Source organism: Stenotrophomonas sp. GD03877, from assembly GCF_029840555.1.
GTDB classification, from domain to species: Bacteria; Pseudomonadota; Gammaproteobacteria; order Xanthomonadales; family Xanthomonadaceae; genus Stenotrophomonas; species Stenotrophomonas geniculata.
Genome location: NZ_JAOCCT010000005.1, coordinates 38078 through 62142 on the forward strand (window position 1 = coordinate 38078; position 24065 = coordinate 62142).

31 protein-coding genes, 1 tRNA gene and 1 riboswitch are annotated in these 24065 nt (G+C 64.0%); of the genes, 13 read left to right on the plus strand and 19 right to left on the minus strand.

The window, feature by feature from the left end:
* Positions 1-37: 37 nt before the first annotated feature.
* A complete protein-coding gene (locus N5D20_RS04890; protein WP_049436591.1) occupies positions 38-1324 on the minus strand; it encodes a nucleotide sugar dehydrogenase in 1287 nt (428 codons plus the stop codon).
* 142 nt (positions 1325-1466) lie between these two features.
* Positions 1467-1901 carry a BLUF domain-containing protein gene (locus N5D20_RS04895; RefSeq protein ID WP_010486035.1) on the minus strand — a complete coding sequence of 145 codons (435 nt, stop codon included), beginning with the start codon at positions 1899-1901 and terminating at the stop codon, positions 1467-1469.
* A gap of 131 nt (positions 1902-2032) precedes the next feature.
* On the opposite strand from N5D20_RS04895, the gene N5D20_RS04900 reads away from it, so the two are divergent.
* Positions 2033-2119: transfer RNA gene (locus N5D20_RS04900), tRNA-Leu, on the plus strand.
* 23 nt (positions 2120-2142) lie between these two features.
* Here N5D20_RS04900 and hemN read toward each other — a convergent pair.
* Positions 2143-3552 carry an oxygen-independent coproporphyrinogen III oxidase gene (gene hemN / locus N5D20_RS04905; protein ID WP_197578877.1) on the minus strand — a complete coding sequence of 470 codons (1410 nt, stop codon included), beginning with the start codon at positions 3550-3552 and terminating at the stop codon, positions 2143-2145.
* Between the two features lie 44 nt (positions 3553-3596).
* Entirely contained in the window at positions 3597-4037 is a 441-nt protein-coding gene (locus N5D20_RS04910; RefSeq protein ID WP_197578875.1) for a group III truncated hemoglobin, read from the minus strand.
* A 179-nt stretch (positions 4038-4216) separates the two neighbouring features.
* On the opposite strand from N5D20_RS04910, the gene N5D20_RS04915 reads away from it, so the two are divergent.
* Together N5D20_RS04915 and N5D20_RS04920 are read left to right on the plus strand one after the other, a co-directional pair.
* A complete protein-coding gene (locus N5D20_RS04915) occupies positions 4217-4504 on the plus strand; it encodes a hypothetical protein (protein WP_049436583.1) in 288 nt (95 codons plus the stop codon).
* The gene (locus N5D20_RS04920; protein WP_125438107.1) at positions 4501-5550 is read left to right on the plus strand and encodes a 4Fe-4S dicluster domain-containing protein; all 1050 of its coding nucleotides are present in this window, start codon (positions 4501-4503) and stop codon (positions 5548-5550) included. Before N5D20_RS04915 ends, N5D20_RS04920 begins: the two co-directional genes overlap by 4 nt.
* Position 5551: 1 nt before the next feature.
* Here the strand turns inward: N5D20_RS04920 and N5D20_RS04925 are convergent, their stop codons facing one another.
* Both N5D20_RS04925 and N5D20_RS04930 read right to left on the minus strand, forming a co-directional pair.
* Positions 5552-5788 (minus strand): hypothetical protein, encoded by a 237-nt coding sequence (locus N5D20_RS04925; protein WP_019337197.1) that lies wholly within the window; start codon positions 5786-5788, stop codon positions 5552-5554.
* A gap of 353 nt (positions 5789-6141) precedes the next feature.
* Positions 6142-6351, minus strand: a complete 210-nt coding sequence (locus N5D20_RS04930) for a hypothetical protein (protein WP_010486042.1) — start codon at positions 6349-6351, stop codon at positions 6142-6144.
* A 111-nt stretch (positions 6352-6462) separates the two neighbouring features.
* On the opposite strand from N5D20_RS04930, the gene N5D20_RS04935 reads away from it, so the two are divergent.
* Positions 6463-6864 carry a transcriptional regulator gene (locus N5D20_RS04935; protein ID WP_010486043.1) on the plus strand — a complete coding sequence of 134 codons (402 nt, stop codon included), beginning with the start codon at positions 6463-6465 and terminating at the stop codon, positions 6862-6864.
* 22 nt (positions 6865-6886) lie between these two features.
* Positions 6887-6950, plus strand: a riboswitch (Fluoride riboswitch).
* Positions 6951-7032: 82 nt separating this feature from the next.
* Entirely contained in the window at positions 7033-7425 is a 393-nt protein-coding gene (crcB, locus tag N5D20_RS04940; RefSeq protein WP_005412844.1) for a fluoride efflux transporter CrcB, read from the plus strand.
* Between the two features lie 4 nt (positions 7426-7429).
* Here the strand turns inward: crcB and N5D20_RS04945 are convergent, their stop codons facing one another.
* Positions 7430-8263 (minus strand): AraC family transcriptional regulator, encoded by an 834-nt coding sequence (locus N5D20_RS04945; protein WP_049436581.1) that lies wholly within the window; start codon positions 8261-8263, stop codon positions 7430-7432.
* 230 nt (positions 8264-8493) lie between these two features.
* Here N5D20_RS04945 and N5D20_RS04950 point away from each other — a divergent pair, with 230 nt between their 5' ends.
* Positions 8494-8892, plus strand: coding sequence for a DUF6265 family protein (locus tag N5D20_RS04950; protein WP_279914235.1), 399 nt, complete (start codon positions 8494-8496; stop codon positions 8890-8892).
* Positions 8893-8910: 18 nt separating this feature from the next.
* Here the strand turns inward: N5D20_RS04950 and N5D20_RS04955 are convergent, their stop codons facing one another.
* The gene (locus N5D20_RS04955) at positions 8911-9417 is read right to left on the minus strand and encodes an ATP-binding protein (RefSeq protein ID WP_197578874.1); all 507 of its coding nucleotides are present in this window, start codon (positions 9415-9417) and stop codon (positions 8911-8913) included.
* Between the two features lie 261 nt (positions 9418-9678).
* Between N5D20_RS04955 and N5D20_RS04960 the strand changes: the two genes are divergently transcribed.
* The 3 genes from N5D20_RS04960 (at position 9679) to N5D20_RS04970 (ending at position 11926) form a co-directional block, all read left to right on the plus strand.
* Entirely contained in the window at positions 9679-10752 is a 1074-nt protein-coding gene (locus N5D20_RS04960) for a hypothetical protein (protein WP_197578873.1), read from the plus strand.
* Positions 10753-10842: 90 nt separating this feature from the next.
* Positions 10843-11043, plus strand: coding sequence for a hypothetical protein (locus tag N5D20_RS04965; protein ID WP_043402170.1), 201 nt, complete (start codon positions 10843-10845; stop codon positions 11041-11043).
* Positions 11044-11161: 118 nt separating this feature from the next.
* The gene (locus N5D20_RS04970; protein WP_197578872.1) at positions 11162-11926 is read left to right on the plus strand and encodes a thioesterase family protein; all 765 of its coding nucleotides are present in this window, start codon (positions 11162-11164) and stop codon (positions 11924-11926) included.
* Between the two features lie 15 nt (positions 11927-11941).
* On the opposite strand, the gene N5D20_RS04975 is transcribed toward N5D20_RS04970, so the two are convergent.
* Positions 11942-12211: a hypothetical protein gene (locus N5D20_RS04975; protein WP_043402175.1), complete on the minus strand. Its 270-nt coding sequence runs from the start codon at positions 12209-12211 to the stop codon at positions 11942-11944.
* 124 nt (positions 12212-12335) lie between these two features.
* Positions 12336-13040, minus strand: coding sequence for a winged helix-turn-helix domain-containing protein (locus tag N5D20_RS04980; protein WP_197578871.1), 705 nt, complete (start codon positions 13038-13040; stop codon positions 12336-12338).
* 105 nt (positions 13041-13145) lie between these two features.
* On the opposite strand from N5D20_RS04980, the gene N5D20_RS04985 reads away from it, so the two are divergent.
* On the plus strand, positions 13146-13787 hold the full coding sequence (locus tag N5D20_RS04985; protein WP_197578870.1) for a flavin reductase: 642 nt from the start codon (positions 13146-13148) through the stop codon (positions 13785-13787).
* Positions 13788-13791: 4 nt separating this feature from the next.
* Here the strand turns inward: N5D20_RS04985 and N5D20_RS04990 are convergent, their stop codons facing one another.
* Together N5D20_RS04990 and N5D20_RS04995 are read right to left on the minus strand one after the other, a co-directional pair.
* The gene (locus tag N5D20_RS04990; RefSeq protein WP_279914186.1) at positions 13792-14322 is read right to left on the minus strand and encodes a GNAT family N-acetyltransferase; all 531 of its coding nucleotides are present in this window, start codon (positions 14320-14322) and stop codon (positions 13792-13794) included.
* Positions 14323-14379: 57 nt separating this feature from the next.
* Complete coding sequence (locus tag N5D20_RS04995; protein ID WP_197578868.1) at positions 14380-14877, minus strand: GNAT family N-acetyltransferase; 498 nt, start codon at positions 14875-14877, stop codon at positions 14380-14382.
* 107 nt (positions 14878-14984) lie between these two features.
* On the opposite strand from N5D20_RS04995, the gene N5D20_RS05000 reads away from it, so the two are divergent.
* Both N5D20_RS05000 and N5D20_RS05005 read left to right on the plus strand, forming a co-directional pair.
* The gene (locus tag N5D20_RS05000) at positions 14985-15389 is read left to right on the plus strand and encodes an NUDIX domain-containing protein (RefSeq protein WP_054171414.1); all 405 of its coding nucleotides are present in this window, start codon (positions 14985-14987) and stop codon (positions 15387-15389) included.
* A 215-nt stretch (positions 15390-15604) separates the two neighbouring features.
* Positions 15605-17452: an AIPR family protein gene (locus N5D20_RS05005; RefSeq protein ID WP_279914187.1), complete on the plus strand. Its 1848-nt coding sequence runs from the start codon at positions 15605-15607 to the stop codon at positions 17450-17452.
* A 122-nt stretch (positions 17453-17574) separates the two neighbouring features.
* Here the strand turns inward: N5D20_RS05005 and N5D20_RS05010 are convergent, their stop codons facing one another.
* Positions 17575-18177 (minus strand): hypothetical protein, encoded by a 603-nt coding sequence (locus N5D20_RS05010; RefSeq protein ID WP_279914188.1) that lies wholly within the window; start codon positions 18175-18177, stop codon positions 17575-17577.
* Positions 18178-18247: 70 nt separating this feature from the next.
* Positions 18248-18745 carry a hypothetical protein gene (locus tag N5D20_RS05015; RefSeq protein ID WP_279914189.1) on the minus strand — a complete coding sequence of 166 codons (498 nt, stop codon included), beginning with the start codon at positions 18743-18745 and terminating at the stop codon, positions 18248-18250.
* 359 nt (positions 18746-19104) lie between these two features.
* Between N5D20_RS05015 and N5D20_RS05020 the strand changes: the two genes are divergently transcribed.
* Positions 19105-19770, plus strand: a complete 666-nt coding sequence (locus N5D20_RS05020) for an SOS response-associated peptidase (protein WP_279914190.1) — start codon at positions 19105-19107, stop codon at positions 19768-19770.
* Positions 19771-19773: 3 nt separating this feature from the next.
* Here N5D20_RS05020 and N5D20_RS05025 read toward each other — a convergent pair whose 3' ends face one another.
* From N5D20_RS05025 to N5D20_RS05045, 5 genes are all read right to left on the minus strand, one after another.
* Positions 19774-20565 (minus strand): DNA adenine methylase, encoded by a 792-nt coding sequence (locus N5D20_RS05025; protein WP_279914191.1) that lies wholly within the window; start codon positions 20563-20565, stop codon positions 19774-19776.
* A 147-nt stretch (positions 20566-20712) separates the two neighbouring features.
* Positions 20713-20946 carry a hypothetical protein gene (locus N5D20_RS05030; RefSeq protein WP_043402219.1) on the minus strand — a complete coding sequence of 78 codons (234 nt, stop codon included), beginning with the start codon at positions 20944-20946 and terminating at the stop codon, positions 20713-20715.
* Positions 20936-22090, minus strand: coding sequence for a hypothetical protein (locus N5D20_RS05035; RefSeq protein WP_279947548.1), 1155 nt, complete (start codon positions 22088-22090; stop codon positions 20936-20938). The genes N5D20_RS05030 and N5D20_RS05035 overlap by 11 nt, the downstream gene beginning before the upstream one ends.
* A 656-nt stretch (positions 22091-22746) precedes the next feature.
* Entirely contained in the window at positions 22747-22992 is a 246-nt protein-coding gene (locus N5D20_RS05040; protein WP_279914193.1) for a hypothetical protein, read from the minus strand.
* A gap of 68 nt (positions 22993-23060) precedes the next feature.
* On the minus strand, positions 23061-24059 hold the full coding sequence (locus tag N5D20_RS05045) for a hypothetical protein (protein WP_279914194.1): 999 nt from the start codon (positions 24057-24059) through the stop codon (positions 23061-23063).
* Between the last annotated feature and the right edge of the window lie 6 nt (positions 24060-24065).

Below are 24065 nucleotides of genomic sequence, written 5' to 3' on the forward strand. Positions count from 1 at the left end.
ACTGCCCCGAGTCTACCGCGCCGTTCGCTGCCCGGGCTTACAAGCGATCGTCAACCACGTTGCGCGGCCAGGCCGATTTCACGTCGTAGACCAGGCCACCCGGCGCCAATAGTCCCCGGATTGCGGATTCATCCATCGCCTTGAAACGGGCGTGGGCCACCGCCAGCACCACCGCGTCATAGCGCCCTGCCCCAGGCTCGGCCAGCCAATCCAGGCCCTCGCCGGTCAATGCCGCCGGGCCGACCCACGGGTCGCTGACCTCTACCTGCGCGCCGGCATCGCGCAGCCGTTGCGCCAGTTCCAGCGCGCGGCTGTTGCGCAGGTCCGGGCAATCCTCCTTGAAGGTCACGCCCAGCACCAGGATGCGTGCGTCCGCCGGCGCACGGCCACGCTCGGCCAGCATCGCCAGCACCCGCGCGGCCACGTGCTCGCCGACGCGGTTGTTGACCTGCCGTGCGGTGTGGATCAGGTCCGGGTGGTAGCCCACGCTCTCTGACTTGTGCAGCAGGTAATACGGATCGACGCCGATGCAGTGACCGCCGACCAGCCCCGGCCGGAACGGCAGGAAATTCCACTTGCTGCCGGCGGCGTCGAGCACGTCCTGGGTATCGATGCCGAGCCGATCGAATATCAGGGCAAGCTCGTTGACCAGCGCGATGTTGACGTCGCGCTGGATGTTCTCGACCACCTTGGCCGCTTCAGCCACGCGCATCGAAGGGGCCGGGAACGTACCGGCGGCGATGATGCGCTGGTAGAGACCATCAATCACCACAGCGACTTCCGGTGTCGAGCCGGAAGTGATCTTGCGGATGTCGGCCAGGCGCCGCTGGCGGTCGCCGGGACTGACCCGTTCCGGGCTGTAGCCGCAATAGAAGTCTTCGTTGAAGCGCAGGCCCGACCCCTGTTCCAGCAGCGGCACGCACACTTCCTCGGTGGTGCCGGGGTACACCGTGGACTCGTAGATCACCAGATCGCCGGCGCGAAGATGACTGGCAATCAGCCGTGTCGCCGAACGCAGGGGCTCCAGGTCAGGCTGCTCGTAAGCATCGATCGGGGTCGGCACGGTGACGATGTAGACATTGCAGGCATCGAGCAATGCCGGATCGCTGCCGTACTGCAGAAGCTGCGCACTGGCCAGCTCGTCGGCTTCCATTTCCAGCGTATGGTCCTGGCCGCTGCGCAGCTCGGCGATGCGACCGGCATCGATATCGAAGCCCAACGTCGGCCACTGCCGGCCAAACGCCGCCGCCAAAGGCAGGCCGACATAACCCAGGCCGATCACCGCAAACCGGGGGGCGCTGGCCGCCGCAACCGGCGCACTCATCGGCACATCCCGTGCAACGGATGCGATCGCACATACGCTGCCATGGCTTCGGCCAACACACTCATCTGCTGCACCACTCCGGGAAACCTGCGCCAGAAAGGCTACAGCCTACCGGCCCCGGCGCCCTGCCGCCAAGGCGGGCTCAGGACCCCAACGCCACCGCGGCCGGTTCCAGTTCACCGTCGGCGCCGGTCCAGGCCTGCAGCAGGCGCTCGAATCCACCGCTGCCAAGCAGGAAGCCGGGCCACGCGGCATCGACAATCTGCGCCAGCAGCTCCGGCTCGATCCGCCGCGTGCCCATCGACCAGCGCGGAAATGCGCGCTGCACCACGGGTGCACGGCACAGCACTTTCAGCTGCACGTGGCTGCGCGCGTTGAGGATGCGCTGGAACACCGAATCGATGCCGTCCTCCGGGCCCTCGAGATACTGCAGGAAGCGTGCTCCGTCGAACATCAGGACACCGGTGACACCGGCTACACGATTGAATGCCGTGGCGTCGGCCAGCAGGCGGTCAAGATCGGTTGTCTGCAGATCGGCGCGGGCCTCACTGGCATAGGCAATCGCGTGCAGCGACATCAGGTGGCTCCCCCCCTGGGAACGATGGCAGGGACTATGACATGAATGCGATCGACAGTTAAGCACGCCGCCGCCGTGATGCAATCCGGTCGCGGCACCGCAGGTGGGCTACAATCGGCGCCGCGCTGCAGGCCCGGATGGCGAAACTGGTAGACGCATCGGACTTAAAATCCGCCGGGGGCAACCCCATGCCGGTTCGATTCCGGCTCCGGGCACCACACGAGCGCAGCACACGCTACCTTCAGATCGCCCGCGAGTAACGCGGTTGCTCGTGCGCGGCACGCAGGTACGGGTCGAAGCACATCGCCAGCAACCGCAGCAATGGCCGCCCAGGTTCGCTGGCACGCACCACGCCATCGTGGTATTCGGCCAGGCCGTCTTCCTGCAGCCGCTGTACCGAACGCAGGTCCTCGGCGAAGTACTGCTCGAAATCCACGCCGTGACGCTGCCCCAGCAGCACGCCATCCACCTCGCCCTGGCACATCAGCTGCTGGATCAGTTCCGCACGCAGCTGGTCGTCGGCACTCAATGCCACGCCGCGCCAGACCGGCAGCTGGCCCTGATCCACCGCGTCCTCCCACGACGGCAGATCGCGCGGATTCTGGCTGTAGGTGGCACCGATGTGGCTGATCGCACTCACGCCCAGGCCGAGCAGATCTGTATCGGCGTGAGTGGTGTAGCCCATGAAGTTGCGATGCAGCTGGCCGGCACGCTGCGCGCGTGACAGATCCTCCTCCGGCAGCGCGAAATGATCCATGCCGATGTACTGGTAGCCGGCCGCAGAGAGCTTCTCCACCGCCAGGCCCAGCAGCGCCAGCTTGTCTTCCGGCGAAGGCAAGCGGCTTTCGTCGATCTGCTTCTGCGCGCGGAACAGATGCGGCAGATGCGCGTAGCCATACACCGCCAGGCGATCCGGGCGCAGCGCCAGCACCAGTTCGAGGGTGCGGCCGAATCCTTCCAGGCTCTGCCCCGGCAGGCCATAGATCAGGTCGACGTTGACCGAACGCATGCCGCTGTCGCGGCAGGCGCGCAGGATGTCCAGCGTCTGCTGCACACCCTGTATGCGGTTGATCGATTCCTGCACCTGCGGGTCGAAATCCTGCACGCCCAGGCTGGCCCGGTTGAAGCCCAGCCGCGCCAGCATGGCGACGTCGCGGGTGTCGATGAAACGCGGATCGAGTTCGATCGAGAAATCGCGCTGCGGCGAATCACTGAAATCGAAGCGCCGGCGCAACCCTTCCACCAGCGTGGTCATCGCCTCGGCATCGAGGAAATTCGGCGTACCACCGCCCAGGTGCAGCTGGATCACCTCGCGGCCATCATCGAACTGCGGCGCCAGCAGGTCGGCCTCGGCCAGCACGCGCGAGACGTAGCTGTGGCCACGACCGCGATCTCGGGTGATCACCCGGTTGCAGCCGCAGTAGAAACAGGGGCTGGAACAGAACGGCACATGCACATACAGCGACAGCGCGCGGGCCAGCTGGTTGCTGTCGGAGATCGCCTGGCGCAGCGCCGGCGCGTCGAAGCCATCATGGAAATGCGGCGCGGTCGGATACGAGGTGTAGCGCGGGCCCGGCCGGTCGTGCCGGCGCAGAAGGTCGGGGTCGAAGGTCCAGGCCAGGCCACCGGCGGCGGGAGAGAACGTGTCCATGCCGCCAGCATCGCGCCGGGCGGCCTGCGCCGCCTTGACCCAGATCAATCCTTGTCGGGGATCCCCAGCACCGGCAGGCCCACCTGCGGCCAGCGCAGCATCTGGTAGCGCTTCCAGAAGGTGTCACCGATGCGCGCGGCCACGTCGTTGGCCAGCTCCTGCATCGGCGGGTTGTTGCATTCGGCAGTGGTGATCCGGAACAGCACCAGCCAGCGGTCGAACAGGTCCTTGTCCAGCTCGATGGCCATGTGCTTGGACATCGGCGAGCCCTTGAATCGGCGGGTGCCGCGCAGCATTGCCGACCAGAAGTCGACCAGCTGCGCCAGGTGCTCAGGCCAATCGTGGACGTGCGCCTCGAACACCGGTCCCAGCCGTTCTTCCTCACGCACGCGGGCATAGAAATCGTGAACCAGGCGGGTCACTTCCTGCTCGGTGCACAACTCGGGCGAGGCGACGGGGAGGACAGGCGGCGGTGTTGCGTTCATCGGGGTACCCAAAGCGTGCCGGCAGTGTGCCGCACCCAGGCGGCAGCGCCGTTGATCCAGATCAATGTCGGCGCAGTCCGCTGCACCTAGGCTGCCACGCTTGCAGGAAGCATGCCCTGCGGATGCAGCGCCGACCCTGGCGAAGTATACGCGCCGCCCACTTTTCGATCCGGGACAGCATGAACAGACCTTCTCCCAACCGCCGCCAGCGGCTGATCCAGCAGTGGGGCGCCATCCTCTGGCCCAGCTTCATCGCCGCCGGCGTTGCCAGCGTGGTGTTCTTCGCCTTCGTCGATCCGTTGCGCCTGCAGGCCATCAGTTTCCCGGGCACGGCAATCAGTCGCGAACTGGGCTATACGGCGGGATTCTTCATGTTCTGGACGGTAACGTCGCTGTCCAGCGCGGTCACCTGGTACCTGCAGCGGCCCATGCCGAGCGATGACGACGACGAGCTGCCGCTGGGATGAGCACGTCCTGCACCCGGATTCCTCGCCCCTGGCACTGGCGCGGCACGCTCAGCGCCGCCTTGCTGGCGCTGTTCTACGCACTGCCGTGGCTGCGCTGGGAGGGTCGCCAAGCGCTGTTGCTGGACATCAACGCGCGGCGATTCGACCTGTTTGGCTGGACGTTGTGGCCCAGCGACGCCGGCGTGCTGATCGGACTGCTGGCGGTGCTGGCGGTGGGGCTTGCGCTGCTTACCCACCTCGCCGGGCGCATCTGGTGCGGCCATGCCTGCCCGCAGACCCTGTGGCGGCGCGCCTTCGACGGGATCGCCCGCAGCGCGGCCCGCATGCTGCCTGCACCTGCTGTACGCCCGGCCACCCAGCTGGCCTGGGGACTGCTATCCGTGTGGACCGGCGTTACCTTCGTCGGCCTGTTCAGCCCCATCGCCGAACTGGTGACCGCTGCGCCCCACGCCGGCTGGAGCCGCTGGGAAACCTTCTGGGTGCTGTTCTATGCAGCCGCGACCTGGGGCAATGCCGGTTTCCTGCGCGAGCAGGTCTGCCGCTCGCTGTGCCCGTTCGCACGCATGCAGCCGCTGCTGACCGATCCGCACACACCGCGCATGCTGTACGACGCCCGTCGCGGTGAGCCGCGCGGGCCACGTCCGTCCGGGCTTGGCGGAGTACTGGGCCGTGGCCGCGGCCTGCTCGACCCGACCACTGCGCAGGACTACGTATTCCGCGCCGCGCATCCGCTGCTGGCCGGACCGATGCCGACCTTCAGCGCCGACCGCCTCGGTGACTGCATCGACTGCGCTGCTTGTGTCAGCGCCTGCCCGATGCAGCTGGACATCCGCCAGGGGCCGCAGGCCGATTGCCTGGCCTGCGGCGCCTGCCTGGAGGCCTGCGCACAACAACAGCACCGGGCCGGTTTCGGTCCGGGGCTGGTGCGCTACTGCAGTCCGCAGGCGATGGCTGGACAATCGAAGCGCCTGTGGCGACCCCGGACCCTGGCCCTGCTGTCCTTGTTGCTGGCGCTGCTTGCCTGCGGCGCCTGGCGCCTGCTCTGAATCAACGCGACCCGTTGGCGTGCGGCGGCACAAGCTGCGCACGCCGGACGATGCCCAGCTGTTCGATGATCAGCGCCATTTCGTTGGTGACTTCGGTACGCTCGGTCCCCTGCGGGACCAGACGGTCCAGCACCTGCTGGTAGGTATCCCAGAACGCCGGACCGCATCCGTGTTTGTGGTAACTGGCTTCCAGTTCGCGGCGTACCCGTTCAGCCAAGCCATGCATGCCGTATTCCATACGACCTCCGTTGGACTTGTTCTGCATTGTTGACGGTCTACCGACTCACTTGCGTGCTACTGAAAGACTCCCAGGCTTCACGCTTGGTTGACTCCAATTAGTCATAGATTTCACGACAGGTCAATTACATGCAGCGACTTTCGTGATTGAAATTATTAATCGTTCACGAAACTACATACGGGGACCCGGGCCCCCCGGATGGGGTGAAGCCGACAGTAAGCGGGACCCAGGGACCGACACCTCCAGTAGATGGCGCCGATTGTGATTCTCAGATCGATCGATCTTACCTATTTTGCTAAGCATACTTAGCAAAAGGCGCTTAGCGTGCTAGATGCGACAAAAGGCGGCGCAAGTCAGATGGATTCGCCCGCCGACGCTTCTGTCGTGGGGAACAGGTTCGGATAGCGCTGATGCAGGATGTATTGCCGCAGGGCCGGAATCGGGAAGTCCCTCGGCCATTGCGACACTGCGGAACGGCTTATGCCAAAGAAGCGTGCCAGTTCGGCGTCGGTGCGGAATCCCAGCCGGGTGCGCACCTGCCGCTTGCTCCAGAATTCGGTCACGGTCGGTCCTTCTGTTAACCAGACTGATTCTTGCGACAAGGCTTCTTCGCAATCCACGCGTTAAGCTGGCTTGCATAGATGAATACTCTCGGCCAACGACTCGCGGCAGCCATGAAGAAAGCCGGGCACCCACGCCCGGCCGATCTGGCACGCGCCGCCAAATCAACGACAGCAACCATCAGCAACTGGCTCAACGACCACGTGAGCGCCTCGCACGTGAAAGCCGAACAGCTGTTCCGCATCGCAGATGCGGCCAAGCTGGACGCCCGCGAACTGCTGTACGGGGTCAGCGGGCTCGGCGTCGGTGAGCCCGGCAGTGCCTACATCCCCAGCCAGGCCCATCTGGATGTCTGGCAGGACGCCTACGAGCTGGTCAGCCATCTGGTGGCCGAGAACGGGCTGGAGATCGACCACCGCCGCCATGCGGCGCTGGATCTGCTCGCGTTCGAACTGCTGATGGATGGCTTCAGCCGCAGCAAGGTGGCTCGCGTTCTGACGACCTCGATGACGTGAATGCACCGCCGCTGGTAGCATGGATCGCGATGGGGATGGGGCTCCCCCGATAACCGCCTGAGAAGGCTGATGGCTCCTGCCAGGACGAACCCGGTGTTCGTCGACGGCAGGTCGTGCCTGCCCTCGGCGTTCGCCATTGACCCTGCGAACCCGCATTGGAGGCACGCCATGCAAGCATTGAACAATTATTTCCTGGTCTTCGTCGGCGGCGGCATCGGCGCCTGCCTGCGCCACGCCTGCAACCTGATCGGCGCGCGGGTGGCGGTCGGCAGTCCCTGGCCCTGGTCGACCTTCCTGATCAACATCAGCGGTGCGCTGCTGATGGGCGTGGTGGTCGAGGTCTTCGCCATGCGCAATGGCGCCTCGCCGCAGCTGCGCCTGCTGCTGGCCACCGGCATCCTCGGCGGCTACACCACGTTTTCCACCTACGCGCTGGAGATCGGCCTGCTGCTGCAGCGTGGCCAGCATGGGCTGGCGGCACTGTATGCCGGTGGCTCGGTGGCGCTGGGCCTGGCCGGTCTGTTCGGTGGCATGAAGCTCGCCCGGCTGGTGCTGGGCTGACCGATCAGGCCGCGCTGGCCCGCGCCTGCCCGCGCCATTCCCGTGGCGACTGCCCGGTATGCGCCTTGAACGCGCGCGACAACGCCGCTTCGCTGCCATAGCCCACATCGTCGGCGATCCGCTTCAGCGGCCGCCCCTGCCGCAGCGCCTGTTGCGCGAGTCCGACCCGCCACCCCTGCAGGTACTGGCCTGGCGTGGTGCCCATCGCCTCGCGGAAGCTGGCGGCGAACACGCTGCGTGACATGCCGGCGACCTCGGCCAGGTCTTCCAGGGTCCAGGACTGTGCGGGCGCTTCATGCATCGCCACCAATGCCAGCCGCAACCTCGGATGACCCAGCCCGGCGAACAGGCCGCCGCGCATCTCGCCACCTTCCATCAGCTGGCGCAGCACCTGGATCATCACCACCTCGAACAGCCGGTTGACCATCGCCGCCCGCCCGCAGCGCTGCTCGAACGCCTCCTCGAACAGCAGCTCCAGCGCCGCGTTGCCGCCATACAGGTCGGCCAGCGGCAGGCAGATGAAATCGGGCAGCGCAGCGCTGATCGGATTGAGCCGGCCGCCCTCGAAATGCAGGTTGGCGCAGGCCATGTCGGCGCCCTGCTGCGGGTCGGTACTGAATCGATGTGGCATCGGCCGCGGATACAGCAGCAGGCTCGGCACTTCGACCTGCACGGTCTGCTGCCCGTGACTGACCTGCAGCGGCCCGCGCCGCACCAGGTGCAACTGACCCGCCTCGTCCTCGCCGTCCAGCGTGTTGATACCGCACAGCGCGCCGGCATGGAACACCGAGGCAGTGACCGCAAAACGTTCGAGCAGGATGGCGAGACGGTCGACCATGGCGGGACTCCGGGTCAATCAAAAAGGGCTCAATGCGACAGATCGTATCGGAATAAACACTGGAAAGGACGGCACTGGCCGCGTGATCCCCCGGGCGCTATACAGGCCGCACGTTCCCGCGCATGGAGGCACCGATGTCTCTCCGCATCGCCCTGGCCCTGTTGCCGCTGCTGCTCGCGGCCCCGCACGCACTGTCCGCCTCACCCTCGAAGATCGAACACTTGGCCTAGCTGGCCGGTTGCTGGCAGCTTGATGGCCAGCCGGCCGGTGCCGGCGAGCAGTGGTCCATCCTGGCTGGAAACACCCTGTTCGGCAGCAGCCGCACCCTGCGGGACGGCCGCACGGTGGGCTTCGAGTTCATGCAGCTGCGCCAGCACGATGATGGACGCCTGGTGCTGACCGCCCTGCCCTCTGGCCAGAACGCCACAGACTTCAACGCCACCCGGGTCGATGGCAATGAAGCCGTGTTCGAGAATCCCGCCAACGACTTCCCGCAGCGTATCCACTATCGGCGCCTCGACGACCAGCGCGCGCATGCGCGCATCGAGATCGCGCAGGACAATCCGAAGCAGGCAATGGACTTCCCGATGCATCGCGTCGCATGCGGTGGACCGGTGCCCGCGACCTGACCGGCACCGCGCCCAGTCCTACGCCGTATGGCGGATCACCACGAAGCCCTCTTCCGCGGCCGGTGCCACGAAGTGGCGGGTGATCTGTGCGAACTCCTCGTCGCTGGCCTGGAACGGATGCTCGCCGCGTGCATTGCGCGCGCGCAGCCGCGCCTTGCAGACGTCGTCGGCAACATCGAGGAAATGCAGTTGATGTGCAGCGCCAGCCGGCGAGAACACCTCACATGCCCACGCGCGGCTGCCTGGCGTATTGAATGGAAAATCGAGTACCACCGAAACACCTGCCTGCAGCAATGCGCGCAGATGATCGGCCAGCACAGTGCGCAACGTGGCTGCGCGCTGCAGATAGTCGGCAATGGAATGGATTTCGCCCGGGTACAGCGCCGCCAGCCATGCGTCTTCGCTGATCAATACGTGGCGCGGCGCCAATGCCAACTGCTGCGACAGGGTGGATTTGCCGGCACCGATCTTGCCACACACCAGGTGCAGGGTCGGCGCAGGGTCGTTCGATGAAGAGTCGTGCATCTGCGTTCTCCTTGGTGGATTCATCTACCCGGGAGAGCGCTGCATGCAGCCCGCCTTCCCGGGCGGGCTGCATGGCCGTGACGACCGCGCGCTACCCCGCCTTCCCGTGAGGAATGCGGATAATCGACGCGGTGCTGTGCAGGGCCATGCCGCCAGCGTAGAGCGCCGCCTGTTCGGCCCGCAACCCCCTGCGGCAGTGCAGCGCGCGCAACGTTTCGTTGGCATCTATGCTCGGCGCCATTCCCGCATGGAATGACCCCGATGCGTCCCTTGCTTCGATGCGCTGTTGCCCTCTGCCTGCTGCCCTGGATGACATCGCTGGCTGCACCGCCGACGGCGGCACGCATGCTCAGCGGCGAACTGCAGGGCGCGCCCTGGCGGTTGGATGTACCGGCAGACTGGAACGGCGACCTGGTGATGCTGGCCCACGGCTATGAGCCCGTGGGCGTGCCGCGCACCACGCCGATGGCCGCCAACGACAGCACGGCAGCGCTGCTGGGCGCCGGTTACGCCGTCGCGCAGAGCGCATACTCCAGCCAGGGCTGGGCGGTGACTGATGCGATTACCGATACGGAACGCCTGCGCCAGCAGGTAGTGGCTGAACTCAAGCATGTGCGCCACACCTGGATGCTGGGATTCTCGATGGGCGGTGCCGTGACCATTGGCAGCCTCGAGCGCTTCCCGCAGCACTATGCCGGTGGCGTGTCGCTGTGCGGTGCCAATCTCAGTGGCGAACAGATCGCGGCCGACCTGCTGACCACGCTGGTCGCGTTCGATTATTTCTTCCCCAAGGCGGAGGGACTGCCGGGCACCGGGTTGGCATCGCGCGAAGCCGCCGCGCTGCCACAGGTGGAGTTGTACCAGGGCATCGCCAATGCACTGCAGCACGATCCATTGCACGCCGCGTTGCTGGCGCAGCGGCTGCAGGTCTCCGCTGATGCACTGGCCGGCACGATCAGCCTGCATGCGCTGGTCCTGCATGAACTGGCCACGCGCAGCGGCGGCATGCCGGTCGGCAACCTTGGTGTGGTGTACAGCGGATTCGGTGACGACGCCGCGTTCAATGCCGGCGTGCAGCGCATCGATCCCGTGCCTGCGGCGCAGGCGCATGTCCGCAATGCGCTCGCATTGACCGGCGCGGTGAAACGACCGCTGGCGATCCAGTTCAACCACAACGACCCCACCATCGTGCCGCACATGCAGGCGGTGTATCCGCAGATGGCCGCACGGGCTGGCGCGCGACCATTGCCGCGCGTGCTGCCGCCAGTGGGCGAAGGGCATTGTGGCTTTGCGGAAGCACAGGTGGTCGACGCCTTGAAGGCGGTACAGCACTGAGACCACCGCGTGCCGCAGCGCATCAGGACCGTCCAGCAAGTGCTGCTATGGTGGCCCGGCCCATTGACGGGCACACAAAGGACTGACGTGATGATCAAGACGACCTTGAAGACCGTGATGCTCCTTGGCATGGCCGTGACCGGCCTGGCCTTCGCCGCAGACTCCTGCGAGTTCTGCACCCTGAGGTACGAACAATGCCTGCGTGCAACCCATGGGCCATTGGGAAAGACCTCCGAGCAGTGTCTGGCCGAGTACAAGCTGTGCCGTGAAATGGACTGCCCGTCGCCCTGACCGGTGTCCGGCCGGCTCCTTCGGGGGCCGGCTCAGCCCGCCATGCTGCCAAACGCTTACGATGCAGGGATCGGTGCAATGCCTGCCGCCTCCGCTCCCTGCTGAAACAACGCATACGATGGCCTTCTTCGAACGACTGAGCGATACCCGCTACCTGCCGACCGAACACACTGGCGGCGCCTGGAACATCCGCGAACAACACATCGCACCTGCGATCGGACTGCTGGCGCACCACCTGGAACGCGACGCCGCAGCGCGCGGGCACGGTTTCCTGATCGCACGCCTGTCCTACGACATCCTTGGCACCATTCCGATCGAAGCGATGGAGGCCGACGTACAGGTGCTGCGCGCTGGTCGCACCATCGAACTGGTCGAAGCTACGCTGCGTCATGACGATCGCCCGGCGCTGCGCGTGCGTGCATGGTTGATGCGCCCGAACGATGCGCAGGCCATCGCCGGCACGCCGATCGCTGCCATTGCAGCGCCGGAATCAATGCCCGCATGGGATCCAGGTACGGTCTGGCCAGGCGGATTCATCAAGAGCGTGGAGATCCGCCGGCACGATCAGGGGCCAGGCCGTGCCACCTACTGGGCGCGCGCGAAGCATGCGCTGCTGGACGGCGAGCCGGTCAGTCCACTGGCCCGTGCCGCCACCCTGTTCGATCTGTCCAATGGCATGGCCGTGCGCGCCGATCCGAAGGAGGTCGCCTTCCCCAACCTCGATCTGACCGCGCACCTGTTCGGCATGCCCGACGGCGAGTGGCTGGGCTTCGACACGTCGGTGTCGTTTGGCCACCAGGGTCTCGGCTTGACCAGCACGGTGCTACACGATGCACGCGGTCCGATCGGCATGCTCGGTCAGGCACTGACCGTGCGCCCGTGATCCCAACGGGCGGCGTCAGCCGCCCAGCGTGCCCATGGTGAAGGTGTAGCCGGAGCTCATCAGGAATTCGCGCATGCGCATTTCGGCGCGCCGCGGTGAGGCCAGGTTGGCCGGGGCGTACAGAGCATAGACCAGGCCCGATCCTTCGATATGCTCGCGGCGGACTTCGCAGCGGGCGGTTTCCGAGGCAATCACCCATCCGTCTTTCAGCCGATCCGGTCCGATGGATTGCCCGTTCTTGAGCCGAAAGGTCAACCAGCGCACATCTGCCATGATTTTGCTCATTTCCGATTCGCTCCGTGCCGCAAGCGATCCGTAGTGTCCTTGCTCGCCATTGCAGCTCCCTAAGACGTGGAACTCGACCATAGCGCCTTTCCATGTCGCAGGTGGCTGAGACTGACCGCAGGGCTCAGGTCGCCAGGGTGAACAGCCGCCACAGTGCCTCGCGCCCCGGCGGAGTCAGGCGTAGTTCGCGCCGGCCCTCGACGCGTCGGAGCCAGTCGTTGCTCACGAAGCTGTCCAGCATCGCCTCGCCGACCAGGCCCGCCAGATGTGGACGCCGCTCGGTGCAGTCCAGGCACCCCCTGCAATAGCGCGCAGGCTTGGCCGCGACCGGCTGCCCAAGTAAATCGGCCAGTGGCTGGCCCAGTCCTCGCAGGAAATCGGCACCGCCCTCGCTCACCCGCCAATGCCCCAGGCCCGGCAACACATGCCCCGCCCTCAGCAAATGGTCGGTGATGGTCACCGCGTGCACGCCGGCCAGGTGTCGATAGCAGGAACGTGCCTCACGCAACGCCGGCATGCTGCGCGATGCGGAAGCCGTGCAGGACGGCGTGCGGTCGGCAACGCGCAGGATGCCCTCCAGCATGTCGGCAACCTCGTGCGAGGCCAGCCGGTGGTAGCGGTGGCGCCCCTGCGCGACAGACACCAGCAGATCGCCCTCAACCAGCCTGCGCAGATGCGTGCTCGCCGTCTGCGGTGTCACTCCGGCCACGCGAGCCAGCTCCGTCGCGGTATACGCACGCCCATCCATCAGCTGCAGCAGCATGGCCGCGCGCGCCTGGTCGCCGACCAGGGCACCGACGCTGACAAGGGAACCAGGGGTGTGGACCATGGCCGCATTGTGGCACGCCGTCGCAGGCCAACAGTTCGATGCAGGCCGAAGCGTCGGCACCCGCTGCCACGGCACAGTGGACACCCCGATAGCGCAAGGCCTGCCGTGAAAACCGCTCCGATCCCCCGCCGCCGCATCACCCCTTCGGTCCTGTATCCCGGCACACCGGTGCTGCTGATGACCACGCTGAACGACGATGGCAGCAGCAACATCAGTCCGCTGTCTTCGTTCTGGGCCTTGGGCAACCGGGTGGTGCTGGGCCTCGGCGTGCAGGGCCAGGGCTATCGCAACCTGCAGTTGCGCAACGAGTGCGTACTGAACTTCCCCTCATCCGCGCAGGCCGCACAGGTCGAGGCCATCGCGCGGGCGACAGGCTGCGATCCGGTGCCCGCTGCCAAACAGGCGATGGGCTACGTGCACGTGCGCGACAAGTTCGCGCTGGCCGGATTCAGTGCGGTCGCATCGACACACGTCGCGCCAGAGGCCATTGCCGAATGCCCGCTGCAGGTGGAAGTCAGCGTGATGGCGATGCACCCGCCCGGCGAGGATGACGGCCAGGGCTTCGTGATCGTTGAGGGACGGATCCGTTGCGTGCATGCGCACGAAGCGATCACCGTGGCGGGCACCCAGCACATCGACGTTGCGCACTGGAAACCGCTGATCTACCTGTTCCGCCACTACCTGGGCGTAAGCGAACCGGTCGGGCGCAACTTCCGCGCGGAGACCCCTATGGGCGCTTCTGCCTAGCTCCCTAGACCGTTTCGCCCTGCAGATCGAGCACGGCCGTGGTCCAGCGGCGCTCTCCCAGCGTAGCCACCATGCCGCCTCGATAGACGAAACGGCGCGCGTGACCGTCTTCGATGAAGCAGGTCTCGTTCTGCATTGGCACATAGCCCGCAGAGGCATAGTGCCGATGATCCAGGGCGAACAGCACGGCGAAATCGATACCGTGCCTACGCAGCTCCGCATGGGCCGCCTCGATCAAGCGCGAGGCAACGCCTTGCCGGCGAACGTCGGCACGCACCACCACGCCGCCGATCAAGCCTATGCGTTCCGGTTCGCCGTCCAGCAATACGTTGCGTTCGTACAGTGCAAGGTGAGCGACCACATGATCGCCTTCCATCGCCAGGACCAGAGCGACCGGCCCCGGGATAGCATAGCCGTCGCCCTGCATGTCCGGGAACGCCAGGCGGAGCAGATCCACCGCCTGCTGACGGTGCTCCGGCGCCACGCGCTCCCTGCTGGATACCTGAACGTGCATTGCCCTGTCTTCCTGGAACATGTGTCCAGCCTCATCGTGCCACGGAAACATGACCGTGCCCGCGGCAACATTTCACTGTCAGTGCAGCGAGATCCAGTACGAGACGATATCCGCGTAGCTGTCCGCGCGTTTGACTGCCCGCGGCTCTGTGCCAATTACGCTGAAGCCCAGCGATTCATACAGCGCGCGCGCGGCAGTGTTGTCCGCCAGCACCGTGAGGGTGAGCGATTCAATGCCTTCCGCGCGCGCAGCCGCGAACGCTGCAAGAAGAAGCTGACGGGCGATGCCCTGGCCACGATGGCCAGCACCCACGTGGACACTGTGCACTTCTGCCGTATGCCGTCGCGCCATCCGCATCGGGCGTACATAACGCAGGAAGCCCGCAAGCATGCCGTCGATGAAAGCGCCGAAGTAGCGCGTACCAGAATCAGCAAGCTGGGCGCGCATCACCTCCGCCGAGTCATTCAGCGCCTCGGCCAGCGTCGACAGGAACGCAGCGGGCGACTCGCGAAGCGCCTGCAACCGCGCTTGCCAGAGAATATCGGCGTCGTCAGCGCTGAGTTGCCGGATAAGCATGCGACACCCCCGTGAAGTTGTTGATGCACAGGTACGCAGCCTAGCGCGGGTCCAACTGATGCGGCGTGCGTGCAAGAATGAAAACAGCCCCTTCTTCATTCTCCACCATGACTGAACTGCAGATTCCCCGCGTTGGATGCGGCGCCGTCGTCCGTGATGCCGACGGCCGCATCCTGCTGATCCAGCGCGGACGCGAGCCGGAGCGCGGGCATTGGGGCCTGCCCGGTGGCAAAGTCGACTGGATGGAAACGGTGGAGGCCGCCGTGGTCCGCGAAATCCGCGAGGAAACGGCGCTGGAAGTGACGCTGCTGCGCCTGCTTTGCGTGGCCGATCATTTCGAGCCTGCGCTCGCGCAGCACTGGATCGCGCCGATCTTCGAGGCTCGGGCAGCTGCGGGTGCCGAGGCCTCCATCCAGGAGCCGGGGGTTCAGACCGGGCTGGGCTGGTTCGCGCTGGATGCTCTGCCCCAGCCGCTCACGCAGGCCACGGTGCAGGCGCTGGCCCGGCTGTAGCGGGTATCGATCCGGGCGCGTGCCGGCATCCAGGCAAACAAAAAGCCCTGACCGAGGTCAGGGCTTTTCAATTGGAGGCCTCAAGCGGAATCGAACCGCTGTAAACGGATTTGCAATCCGCAAATAATACCGCAAATTCATTGGCTTAGTTCAAGCTGACACCCGTACGGACACCCATAGCAGCTTGCGCGGTATGTCATACAATCGAAGTCCGCTTGTTCACCTTTGTAGAGATAGGGATGTCTAAACTTCACACTTCTCAGATTGCGACACGGCTGAAGGCCACATTTGGTAGCGCGCTGAACCCTCATGGCGAGCTGAACGACGATATGTTCCTGAGCCGCGCCTTGGCTGCTCATGCAGTGCAGATGGCAACTGACTGCTCTGTACAGGACGCGGTTAAGAGTATCTGGGACGGACAAGACGATAACGGCATCGACGCAGCTTATTACGAGGCTGACGAAGCGAGAGTGATCTTGGTTCAGTCGAAGTGGATACATGCGGGATTTGGCGAACCGGCCGCCAAGGACATTGGGTCCTTTATTAAGGGCGCTTTCGACCTTATTGAGGTTAATGCATCTGGCTTTCACGCGCGCCTGGCGTCCAAGGTGGCCGATATTACCAAGCGACTCCAAGAGCCAGGAACCACTATCCACTTAATTGTCGCCTCAACTGGAGCAAGCGTCCTATCGCCCCCCGCTACGGCGCATATCACCAGGTTTGAGGAGGAGGTCAACTCTGGTGGAATTACCCCGATCGCAAGTTCTTCCACCATCGGGCTCAAAGAGGTGTACAGCTCTATCGCATCTGACGGGGCAAGAGGAAATGTGTCTCTCGATTGCCAAATGCTTCATTGGCATTTCGTGAGAGAACCGTACCCCGCGTACTTCGGTCTGGTTGATGGACTAACGATTCGTCAGTGGTGGAAAGACCACGGCAAGCGACTGCTGTCCTCTAATATCCGTCATTCTTTGGGCACCACCGATGTAAATGCCCAGATCCGTCAGACTGCGGAGGATGCACCGGAACGGTTCTGGTACTTTAATAACGGAATCACCGTCATCGCGGAGAACACTTCGCAGGCACCAGCAGCGGGGTCAACTCGGGATGCAGGCGTGTTCTCGCTGCTTGGAGCGTCAATCGTGAATGGCGCGCAGACTGTCAGCACCTTGGGCCTTATAGAGGACGAGGCTTCTCTTGGCAAGGTTCGGGTTTCTGTAAGAGTAATTCTACTCAACCATGCGCCAGATAAATTTGGCGAGGAAGTGGCCAAAGCAAACAACCTGCAAAACCGTATTGAACCGCGCGACTTTGTTGCACAAGATCCTCAACAGCACCGCCTCCGCGAAGAAATGGCGATGGAGCACATCGACTATCAGTACATGCGTAGCGATGAGTATTCTCCCTCGGCCAACAGCTGCGACGTCCTTGAAGTAACGTCTGCCCTAGCGTGCGCACTAGGTAAATCAAACTTGGCAGTCCAGGTAAAAACGGGTCTTGGCCGTTTTTACGTAGACCTTACCAAGCCGCCATATACCACGATTTTCAATCCCGGAACCACAGGCTCGCGCGCGTTTAATGCTGCAATCTGCCTAAGAGCAATTGACGCTTGGATAGAGAGCGCCAAAAGCCAGTTGCCCAAGAAGTCAGGGCCAAAACATGGTGTTCTCGTGCACGGAAACCGTATATTGGCGAGCCTTGCTTTTGCACTTCGACTGGGAAAGCACCTGGACAAGCCGGTCAGCGATTTCAATGCACTAGCACCACATGTCGGCCCATCTTTCCGGGAACTCATGGAAGCGCTAGCAGGCTATGCGGAACAGGTCTTGCAGAAGGATTACGAGGGGCGACACTTGGCTATCCTCTTCAAGAATCCATCAGAATCGGGCAGCGTTTTTGACGCAGTGATGGCTCGTGCAGCAAAACACAAGTTCAAGGTGCCAGTAGGTACGCCTGAGCCATCCACACCAGCTACGCCGATTGTCAAAAAGGTAGCAATACCTAAGCGCAAAGTCGCCAAAAAGGCAGCGAAGAAGGTCGCCACCCCGGCTCCACTCATCTGAAGCACGGCATGGCAGGGCAGGGCTGGAGAAATCCAGCCCGCTCCCAAACCAGGTGCACTGCGATGAAGCTTTGCGGGCGATCACATCACCACGCCAACCCCCAACCAGCTCGACGAGCGGCATCAGCCATCGGACGGCGGCGCGACAATCTGGATGGATTCGTCTTCCAGTCGTCGAATGGCTGCACCCACCTCGTTGTGGAGATCTCTGGCTATCGGAATGAACGTCTCCCAGTACGTCGTACTGTCTGAGGTAAAAGCCTGCTGAACCGCGTGCAGCCCGCCAGCGGTAAGACGCCCCGCAAGCTCCGCAATCTCCCGATCGTGTAGCCGGGCACGTATGGCCATCATGGCAGCAGCCTGAGCCCGCATCGCTTCTCGCTTCTCCTCAAATTCCTCTCCCACCAGATCTCCGCCATCTGACGGACACCTCGGGGCACGTGAGCAAATCGCCCCTGCCACCATGAAGTCCGTAACCATCGGCTGCAATGCCAACAGGTTCGACCGCTCCGCCTCGATTCGCCGGCTGCGCAACTCGTCGAAACGTTTTTCCCGCCGCGCATCAGCCGCATCGCGACGACGCTGCCGTTCCAATAAGAAGTCAGACACTGCCTTCAGGGCCCATCCGAGGACAACGCCCACCAGGGCGCCCCACGCAACTCCCCCAGAAACACCAGGAGGGTTCCCGGCAGTAGAAGCTGCACTGATAATCAGAACCCAGTCCATAAGTCGCACCGATAGCATCGCCTGAAAGACAATGCTACTTCACGTGCATCCCATCATGGCGGCATGCTGACTATCGATGACGCAGCCGCTGCAGGCCTTCTCTCAACCACGCCTTGCGTGCGTCCCTCGGGCGGGGCTTCGTCTCTACCGGCGGCTTGCGCGGCTCCAGCGCCGCCTTTATCCGCTCGACCTCCTTCGCTCCGGCCTCAGCCAGGCGCCGGGCTTGTTGCTGCTGCTCGCGGGTCGGTGGCAGGCCGGGCAATGGCGGCAACGGCTGGATCGGGGTGCTGTCGGTCAGCCGAGCGACGGCCTCACGAAGGGGCAGATCGGGATACAGCCTGGCCGCGCACCAGCGCTCGCCGTAGCGCTTTGCCTGCCGGACGTTGGCGGCCCGTACTTCCTTCACGTCCCAGAACTTCTTGCCTTCCATCCATAGCCGGACGCCAGGACCGCCATCGAGCGTGACGCTGGCCGTCTCGCGGCCGTTGTACCAGAGCGCCCAGCGCTCACCGGTCTGGACCCAGCCAGAGGGAATTGGGGCGGTGCGGAAGCCGTGGGAGGAACGCATGGCCGGAAGGATACGGCCGGCCGTCGCAAAGGTTGCGACGGGCACATGAACTGGTCAGGGTCCAGTTCGGGTGATGACCACTTCAACCTCACCACCGCAGGGGCAGGAGGCGGATTTAATGACGTCCTCGCCATACGACTGCTCGGTCCGCAGGGAGAAGACCTTGGAGTCTGGGCCACTCCAGCTACCCCCGGAGTAGGCAGAGCCTTTTTGATGCGCTGCTGGGGTGTCGACGGTTCCGCAGGCCTTGCAGGTCAATCGATAGTGAGTCGAGTCGATGATGCCCATACGCCCTCCAGTTGTTGAACCAGAGCATATTCCTGCCACCTCCGTCACGCCACTGGAGCTACGGTCCAAGCATGTGCGGCCGATTCGTCCAGCTCCCCGTGATCGACTTCGGCCAGCCGGGGCTGGCTGACCTTGCCCCCGGCCTGGCAGAGATCCAGCCAAGCTACAACCTGGCGCCAACCCAGCGCGCATCGGTGATCCTGGACCGCGGCGAAGGCCGGCAGGTCACCCGCCTGGCTTGGGGCCTGCTGCCGTTCTGGGCCAAGGCCAAGGGCCTGCAGGGCTCGACCATCAACGCCCGCATCGAGACGGTGGCCACCAAGCCCGCCTTCCGGGCGGCGTTCAAGAAGCGCCGCTGCGTGATCCCCATGGCCGGCTACTACGAGTGGTCGGTCAGCCCGATCGATGAGAAGAAGGACCCGTGGTTCATCCATGCGGCCCAGCCGCTCCTGGCCGCCGGCCTGTGGGAAGACTCCAGCCCTCTCCTGCCCGACGGCAATCTGGGCACCTTCACCATCATCACCGGTGACAGCAGCGGCGTCTCGGCCGACATCCACGACCGCATGCCGATCTGGCTGGACGACGCCCAGATCGATGATTGGATGGCCGCCAGCCCCGACGACGCCATGGCGATGCTATTGGCAAGCTCGCCTCCGTCCATGGAGGCGTACAGGGTCAGCCGCGCCGTCAACACGCCACGAAACAATCGCGAAGACCTGCTCCAGCAGATTGCGTGATGCCTACAGCAGGGTGGCCTGGCTGTCGTCCCAGCTTTTGATGATCAACTCCCCGAACTTCTTCCCTCTGCCCTGCCCGCCACCGATGGTGTAATCGAGCTGCAGCGGCACCAGGTCGAAGCCGGCAAACACTTCGCGGATGGCAGGGTGGTCATTGATCGAGACCACGAAGCGCCCGACCGAGTTGCGCATCAGATCGGCCATGGCCTCGTACTCAGCGAATGGGAACTCGACGCCGTACCCCTCAGTCTCCCAGTAGGGCGGATCGAGATAGAACAGCGTCCCCGGTCGATCATAGCGCCGCACGCACTCTTGCCACGGAAGGCACTCGATCACGGTGTTCGCCAGGCGAAGATGCACAGCGCTCAGCTCCTCCTCGATGCGCAGAAGGTTCAATCGTGGACCACCAGCGGTCACCACGCCGAACGACTGTCCCTGCACCTTGCCACCGAAGGCGAGCTTCTGCAGGTAATAGAAGCGCGCGGCGCGTTGAATGTCGGTCAGGGTCTCCGGCCGCTCCATCTGCGCCCATTCGAACATCTGCCGCGATACCAGGGACCAGCGGAACATGCGCACGAACTCGTCCAGGTGATGGCGCACGCAGCGGTACAGGGACACCAGCTCGCCGTTGATGTCGTTGAGCACTTCCATCTGGGCCGGGTATGGCCGCATCAGCAGCGACGCGGCACCGCCGGCAAATGCCTCGACGTAGCAGTCGTGGGTTGGGAACTGCGGATAGAGGTGCTTCAGTAGGCGGCGCTTGCCGCCCGGCCAGGAAATGATGGGCTTGGGCATGGGTTCTCAGTATTTGCGATAGGGGAAGCCGACAATCCCGCCGCTCTCGCGAGGGCGACGGGGCCACGGCCAATGCCAGGTGCTGAGATCACCTGTGTTGCGGCGCTGCCTGGATGCTTGCCGGCATCTGGGCAGCGCCCTGTTTCGTCAGACGACTACTTCTACCAACGGGAGATTGGGCGCGGCTTCCAGCAGTCGGCCACCACTGACCCAAACGTTGTACGGAATAGGCTGCTGCAGCTGACCGAAGGCACGCATCTGCGCGCCGTCATAGGTTGTCAGGCTACTGGTGCCATCTGCATTGTGTGCAGTGACCGTTGCCAACAATCGCGGCCGTCCGCTGACGAGTTCGCCGAATTGATCCCACAAATCAGTCCGCATCGGTGAAATGCCTCTCCAAAGTTGCTGTCTGCTCGATCACGACAGCCTGTTGATCCACGACGACCTCAATACGGATCGACTCGCATTGGCCGTGCCAGGTTCCTTCAGAACTCAGCACCTGTACCAGGTCGAGCGGCAAGATCACCCCGATCTCCCCTGCCTTCAGCGGCCTCGGGAAAAGCGGCACCGTCAGGTCCACCGCCGCCTGCTCACCGCGATCGCAGAGGATGTTGCGCCCCCTCTCAGCTGCGGCAGCAGCGACGTTGATCAAGGGGCTACTTACCTGCTGCGCGAAGAGCTGGCCCGCTTCGCCGGCCTTGCGCACCTTGCAGGTGACACCCTTTCCCGCCAGCTCACCCGTGACCACCACCGCGTCATAGAGCGGTGCGCTTCGCATCTGCAGACTCTCGGTCAGCACGATGTCCTCCTGCAGCACATGGTCTGGCATGGTCTCCCGCCACGCCCATGGGCTGGCCGGGTAACTGGCGCGGATGACAAGCGCCGGATCCGATGGGTGGGACTGCACAACCCCGCCGCTCGCGCCTGCGAGCGCACTGATCGCATCCAGCGGCGTGTTCGCGTCATAGAACCATGCGCCGGGCGGAACCAACCAATCAACCGTGTCGTACCTACTGGCAAAGCCCGTGTCCGCTAGCTCCTCGGCGACAAGCTGGGCCATGCTGCGCTCTTCCGTCGTGGCCTTGACGCGAGTCGGGGCGTAAGGCGGTGCCAGTAACGCTGTCCTTGATCGCCCACTCAAACGCACACCGCCCCCAGCAAACTCGCGCTGTTTCTGGAAGCTCTCGATGATGCCCGTCCAGACGTAGCCGTTCAGCACCAGCTCGAACTGTCGCGGGCCCGAGGCCGTGGGCTTGAGCAGTCCCAGCTGATCGGCATCGGCCAACTCGATGTCAAAGGTCCAGCCCCAAGCCGAACGGCCCGCACTGAGAAGGACGCGGGCCAACTCGATCGGCACCCTATCAGGAAGCCGCACAAATGAAACCTCATTGATCACGACGTAGGTCCTACGTTGGGGGCGCACCACATAGCACGCCGAGATACCAAGATTCAGGGGAGCCAGACCAGGCACGCCAATCACGGCGCAACCGAGATTGAGGCCGACACGGTTGCCAGGCGGGAACATGGGATCTGGATCAGGGTCGGGCCCCGGGCCAGGCGTTGGGCGGACGCCCCAAGGAACTCGCCGCGCTGCGCCCCAGGGCAACCGGAAGGCGCTTCGGCTGGCAACTGGATTTGTCCACGCTATCGCGCGAGCGGCGTTGGCCGGGGGAAGGCGACTACCCCAGCGCAACCCTCGAGAGCTCTCCTCGACTGCAAGCCAGCGAATAGGCAGCGCGGTCAGTCGTGTCAAGCGGCGCATAGAGGAGTGCCACGCGTACAGGGCATGGCGGCTTGCAAGGGGAAGGGTGCCCCACCCCGCCCGCCACTTGCCACCAACCGGGGCCATGCCTGTTCGCCACACAAACCCCGTCTCTCCTTGGATCAAACCGCTCATTCCCCAACGGGCAGAGATCTCTCGCCGGGCTTGAGGCGACTTAGCCCACCACTGACGGACAACCACATCGACGGCGCTTGACCGTTGCCACTGGATCGAAGACAGCCGGCCTAGCCGCCCCGCCGGCGCCCAAGCCATTGCAGCAGCCCTGCGAATTCCCCGGATGACCGGCTCCGGAGCGTTATCGTCCCAGTACAGTCCAAGATTGAGTCCAGCTCGCCGCGCGTCCGCCTCGACGAAGGGACCCAGATTAAGCCGCAGGCGTAAAGGAGTAGGATCGGCCATCAGCTTTCGACGTAGGGCTGAACCCAATCCTGGATCGCGGAGTTCACGCCACCGGTGGTATCGACACCGATCACCATGAAGCGACAGTCCGGCGAGAGCCCGGTCACAAGCCACTGACCGTTGGCGTCGCTCATCACTGAAGCACAGCAAACCAACGTACTGCGCTCAATTACCAACACTTTGCCGCGAAACGGCTGATTGAGCTTGCGCAACCGGCCGTCGACACCATCAGCATCCGGCCCCATACCTCCAATTACTCCACGCCCACAGACGTCGACCGGTCTCGAAACGAGCATCGTTAGCCCCAGAGCATTCATTCCCCCCAGCCCCCGCTGATACGAATCAGCACCGCGCCTCGCCAAGTAGTCCCCGTGTCAATGTTGCATGCACGATTCGTCCGCACCGCCATGACGCGGTCCGTCACTTCACCATTGAGACCCTCGATGATCTGCCCATCCAGCAGATAATCTGTCCCAGCGATGTTCTGCATGGGCGCTAGCAAGCCAGGGAGTTCACCGCGCGGACCGTAGGCGATGCTCGTAAAACGCGCGGGCTCATAGACCAGCCCCTGATTGATGCCACTTGGATACGCGCCGCCGCCGGTTCCGCCAAACATCGTCCCTGGCTGCAGCGCGCCGAAGTGTACGCACGGAACAGCCCCGACAGCACCGGTATGAGCCCTGGCGATAAACAAGCTGCACGATGCCGGATCTGGTGCGTAGTCATAACGAAGCCAAGTCAGCAGATAAGCATTATCCGAATAGCCACCCGTCCATGAGCTCGTATTCACACAAGAAACAACGAAAATGTGCGCGTCACCCGGTTTGTAACTGATGCAATCGCCGGCAAACCAGCAGAACAGGCTTCCGGCGCCTCTGGTGTCAACGAACAAGTACACGAACCGCTCGTTCGCGATCACTCTCCAACGCCTTGCAACGGAGTCAAGAGTTGTAGATTTTGGTAGCAGGATGCCATTTGCACGATGAGCAATAGTTGGAACGGGATTGCTTCCGGCCAGTGCGGAAGTCATTGCTTCGTATCCCCTAGCCCATCCATGCCTGGCGTTGCCAACAGACGCCGTGTCATCGACCTGCAGGTAGTAGCCACTACCGGTGGTCAAACTGCCCCGGTAAGCCCGAACATTCGCGGCACTAAAGACACGGCTCCAGCCGGCCCCACTCTTGCGCTCTGCCCCGACCCCATAGCCATCGACCAGCACGGCATCTAACAGCGCAGTCAGACTGCCGACCTGACCGGTAAGCTGCGGCGCGCCCGGATCGGTGCTTTCGTAAACGGTTGGTACAAGACTCATAGATGG

Bases quoted from the DNA above. Each gene is read 5' to 3' on its own strand.
- crcB (WP_005412844.1), top strand. From the start codon at position 7,033: ATGCAAGCATTGAACAATTATTTCCTGGTCTTCGTCGGCGGCGGCATC.
- N5D20_RS04980 (WP_197578871.1), bottom strand. From the start codon at position 13,040: ATGGTCCACACCCCTGGTTCCCTTGTCAGCGTCGGTGCCCTGGTCGGC.
- N5D20_RS04975 (WP_043402175.1), bottom strand. From the start codon at position 12,211: ATGAGCAAAATCATGGCAGATGTGCGCTGGTTGACCTTTCGGCTCAAG.
- hemN (WP_197578877.1), bottom strand. From the start codon at position 3,552: ATGGACACGTTCTCTCCCGCCGCCGGTGGCCTGGCCTGGACCTTCGAC.
- N5D20_RS05040 (WP_279914193.1), bottom strand. From the start codon at position 22,992: ATGGGGCCGGATGCTGATGGTGTCGACGGCCGGTTGCGCAAGCTCAAT.
- N5D20_RS04965 (WP_043402170.1), top strand. From the start codon at position 10,843: ATGATCAAGACGACCTTGAAGACCGTGATGCTCCTTGGCATGGCCGTG.
- N5D20_RS04995 (WP_197578868.1), bottom strand. From the start codon at position 14,877: ATGCTTATCCGGCAACTCAGCGCTGACGACGCCGATATTCTCTGGCAA.
- N5D20_RS04935 (WP_010486043.1), top strand. From the start codon at position 6,463: ATGAAGAAAGCCGGGCACCCACGCCCGGCCGATCTGGCACGCGCCGCC.
- N5D20_RS04895 (WP_010486035.1), bottom strand. From the start codon at position 1,901: ATGTCGCTGCACGCGATTGCCTATGCCAGTGAGGCCCGCGCCGATCTG.
- N5D20_RS04910 (WP_197578875.1), bottom strand. From the start codon at position 4,037: ATGAACGCAACACCGCCGCCTGTCCTCCCCGTCGCCTCGCCCGAGTTG.
- N5D20_RS05025 (WP_279914191.1), bottom strand. From the start codon at position 20,565: ATGCCCAAGCCCATCATTTCCTGGCCGGGCGGCAAGCGCCGCCTACTG.
- N5D20_RS05010 (WP_279914188.1), bottom strand. From the start codon at position 18,177: ATGGACTGGGTTCTGATTATCAGTGCAGCTTCTACTGCCGGGAACCCT.
- N5D20_RS04945 (WP_049436581.1), bottom strand. From the start codon at position 8,263: ATGGTCGACCGTCTCGCCATCCTGCTCGAACGTTTTGCGGTCACTGCC.
- N5D20_RS05030 (WP_043402219.1), bottom strand. From the start codon at position 20,946: ATGCGGACTGATTTGTGGGATCAATTCGGCGAACTCGTCAGCGGACGG.
- N5D20_RS05020 (WP_279914190.1), top strand. From the start codon at position 19,105: ATGTGCGGCCGATTCGTCCAGCTCCCCGTGATCGACTTCGGCCAGCCG.
- N5D20_RS05015 (WP_279914189.1), bottom strand. From the start codon at position 18,745: ATGCGTTCCTCCCACGGCTTCCGCACCGCCCCAATTCCCTCTGGCTGG.
- N5D20_RS04915 (WP_049436583.1), top strand. From the start codon at position 4,217: ATGAACAGACCTTCTCCCAACCGCCGCCAGCGGCTGATCCAGCAGTGG.
- N5D20_RS05045 (WP_279914194.1), bottom strand. From the start codon at position 24,059: ATGAGTCTTGTACCAACCGTTTACGAAAGCACCGATCCGGGCGCGCCG.
- N5D20_RS04970 (WP_197578872.1), top strand. From the start codon at position 11,162: ATGGCCTTCTTCGAACGACTGAGCGATACCCGCTACCTGCCGACCGAA.
- N5D20_RS04890 (WP_049436591.1), bottom strand. From the start codon at position 1,324: ATGAGTGCGCCGGTTGCGGCGGCCAGCGCCCCCCGGTTTGCGGTGATC.
- N5D20_RS05000 (WP_054171414.1), top strand. From the start codon at position 14,985: ATGACTGAACTGCAGATTCCCCGCGTTGGATGCGGCGCCGTCGTCCGT.
- N5D20_RS04955 (WP_197578874.1), bottom strand. From the start codon at position 9,417: ATGCACGACTCTTCATCGAACGACCCTGCGCCGACCCTGCACCTGGTG.
- N5D20_RS04925 (WP_019337197.1), bottom strand. From the start codon at position 5,788: ATGGAATACGGCATGCATGGCTTGGCTGAACGGGTACGCCGCGAACTG.
- N5D20_RS04960 (WP_197578873.1), top strand. From the start codon at position 9,679: ATGCGTCCCTTGCTTCGATGCGCTGTTGCCCTCTGCCTGCTGCCCTGG.
- N5D20_RS04920 (WP_125438107.1), top strand. From the start codon at position 4,501: ATGAGCACGTCCTGCACCCGGATTCCTCGCCCCTGGCACTGGCGCGGC.
- N5D20_RS05035 (WP_279947548.1), bottom strand. From the start codon at position 22,090: ATGTTCCCGCCTGGCAACCGTGTCGGCCTCAATCTCGGTTGCGCCGTG.
- N5D20_RS04990 (WP_279914186.1), bottom strand. From the start codon at position 14,322: ATGTTCCAGGAAGACAGGGCAATGCACGTTCAGGTATCCAGCAGGGAG.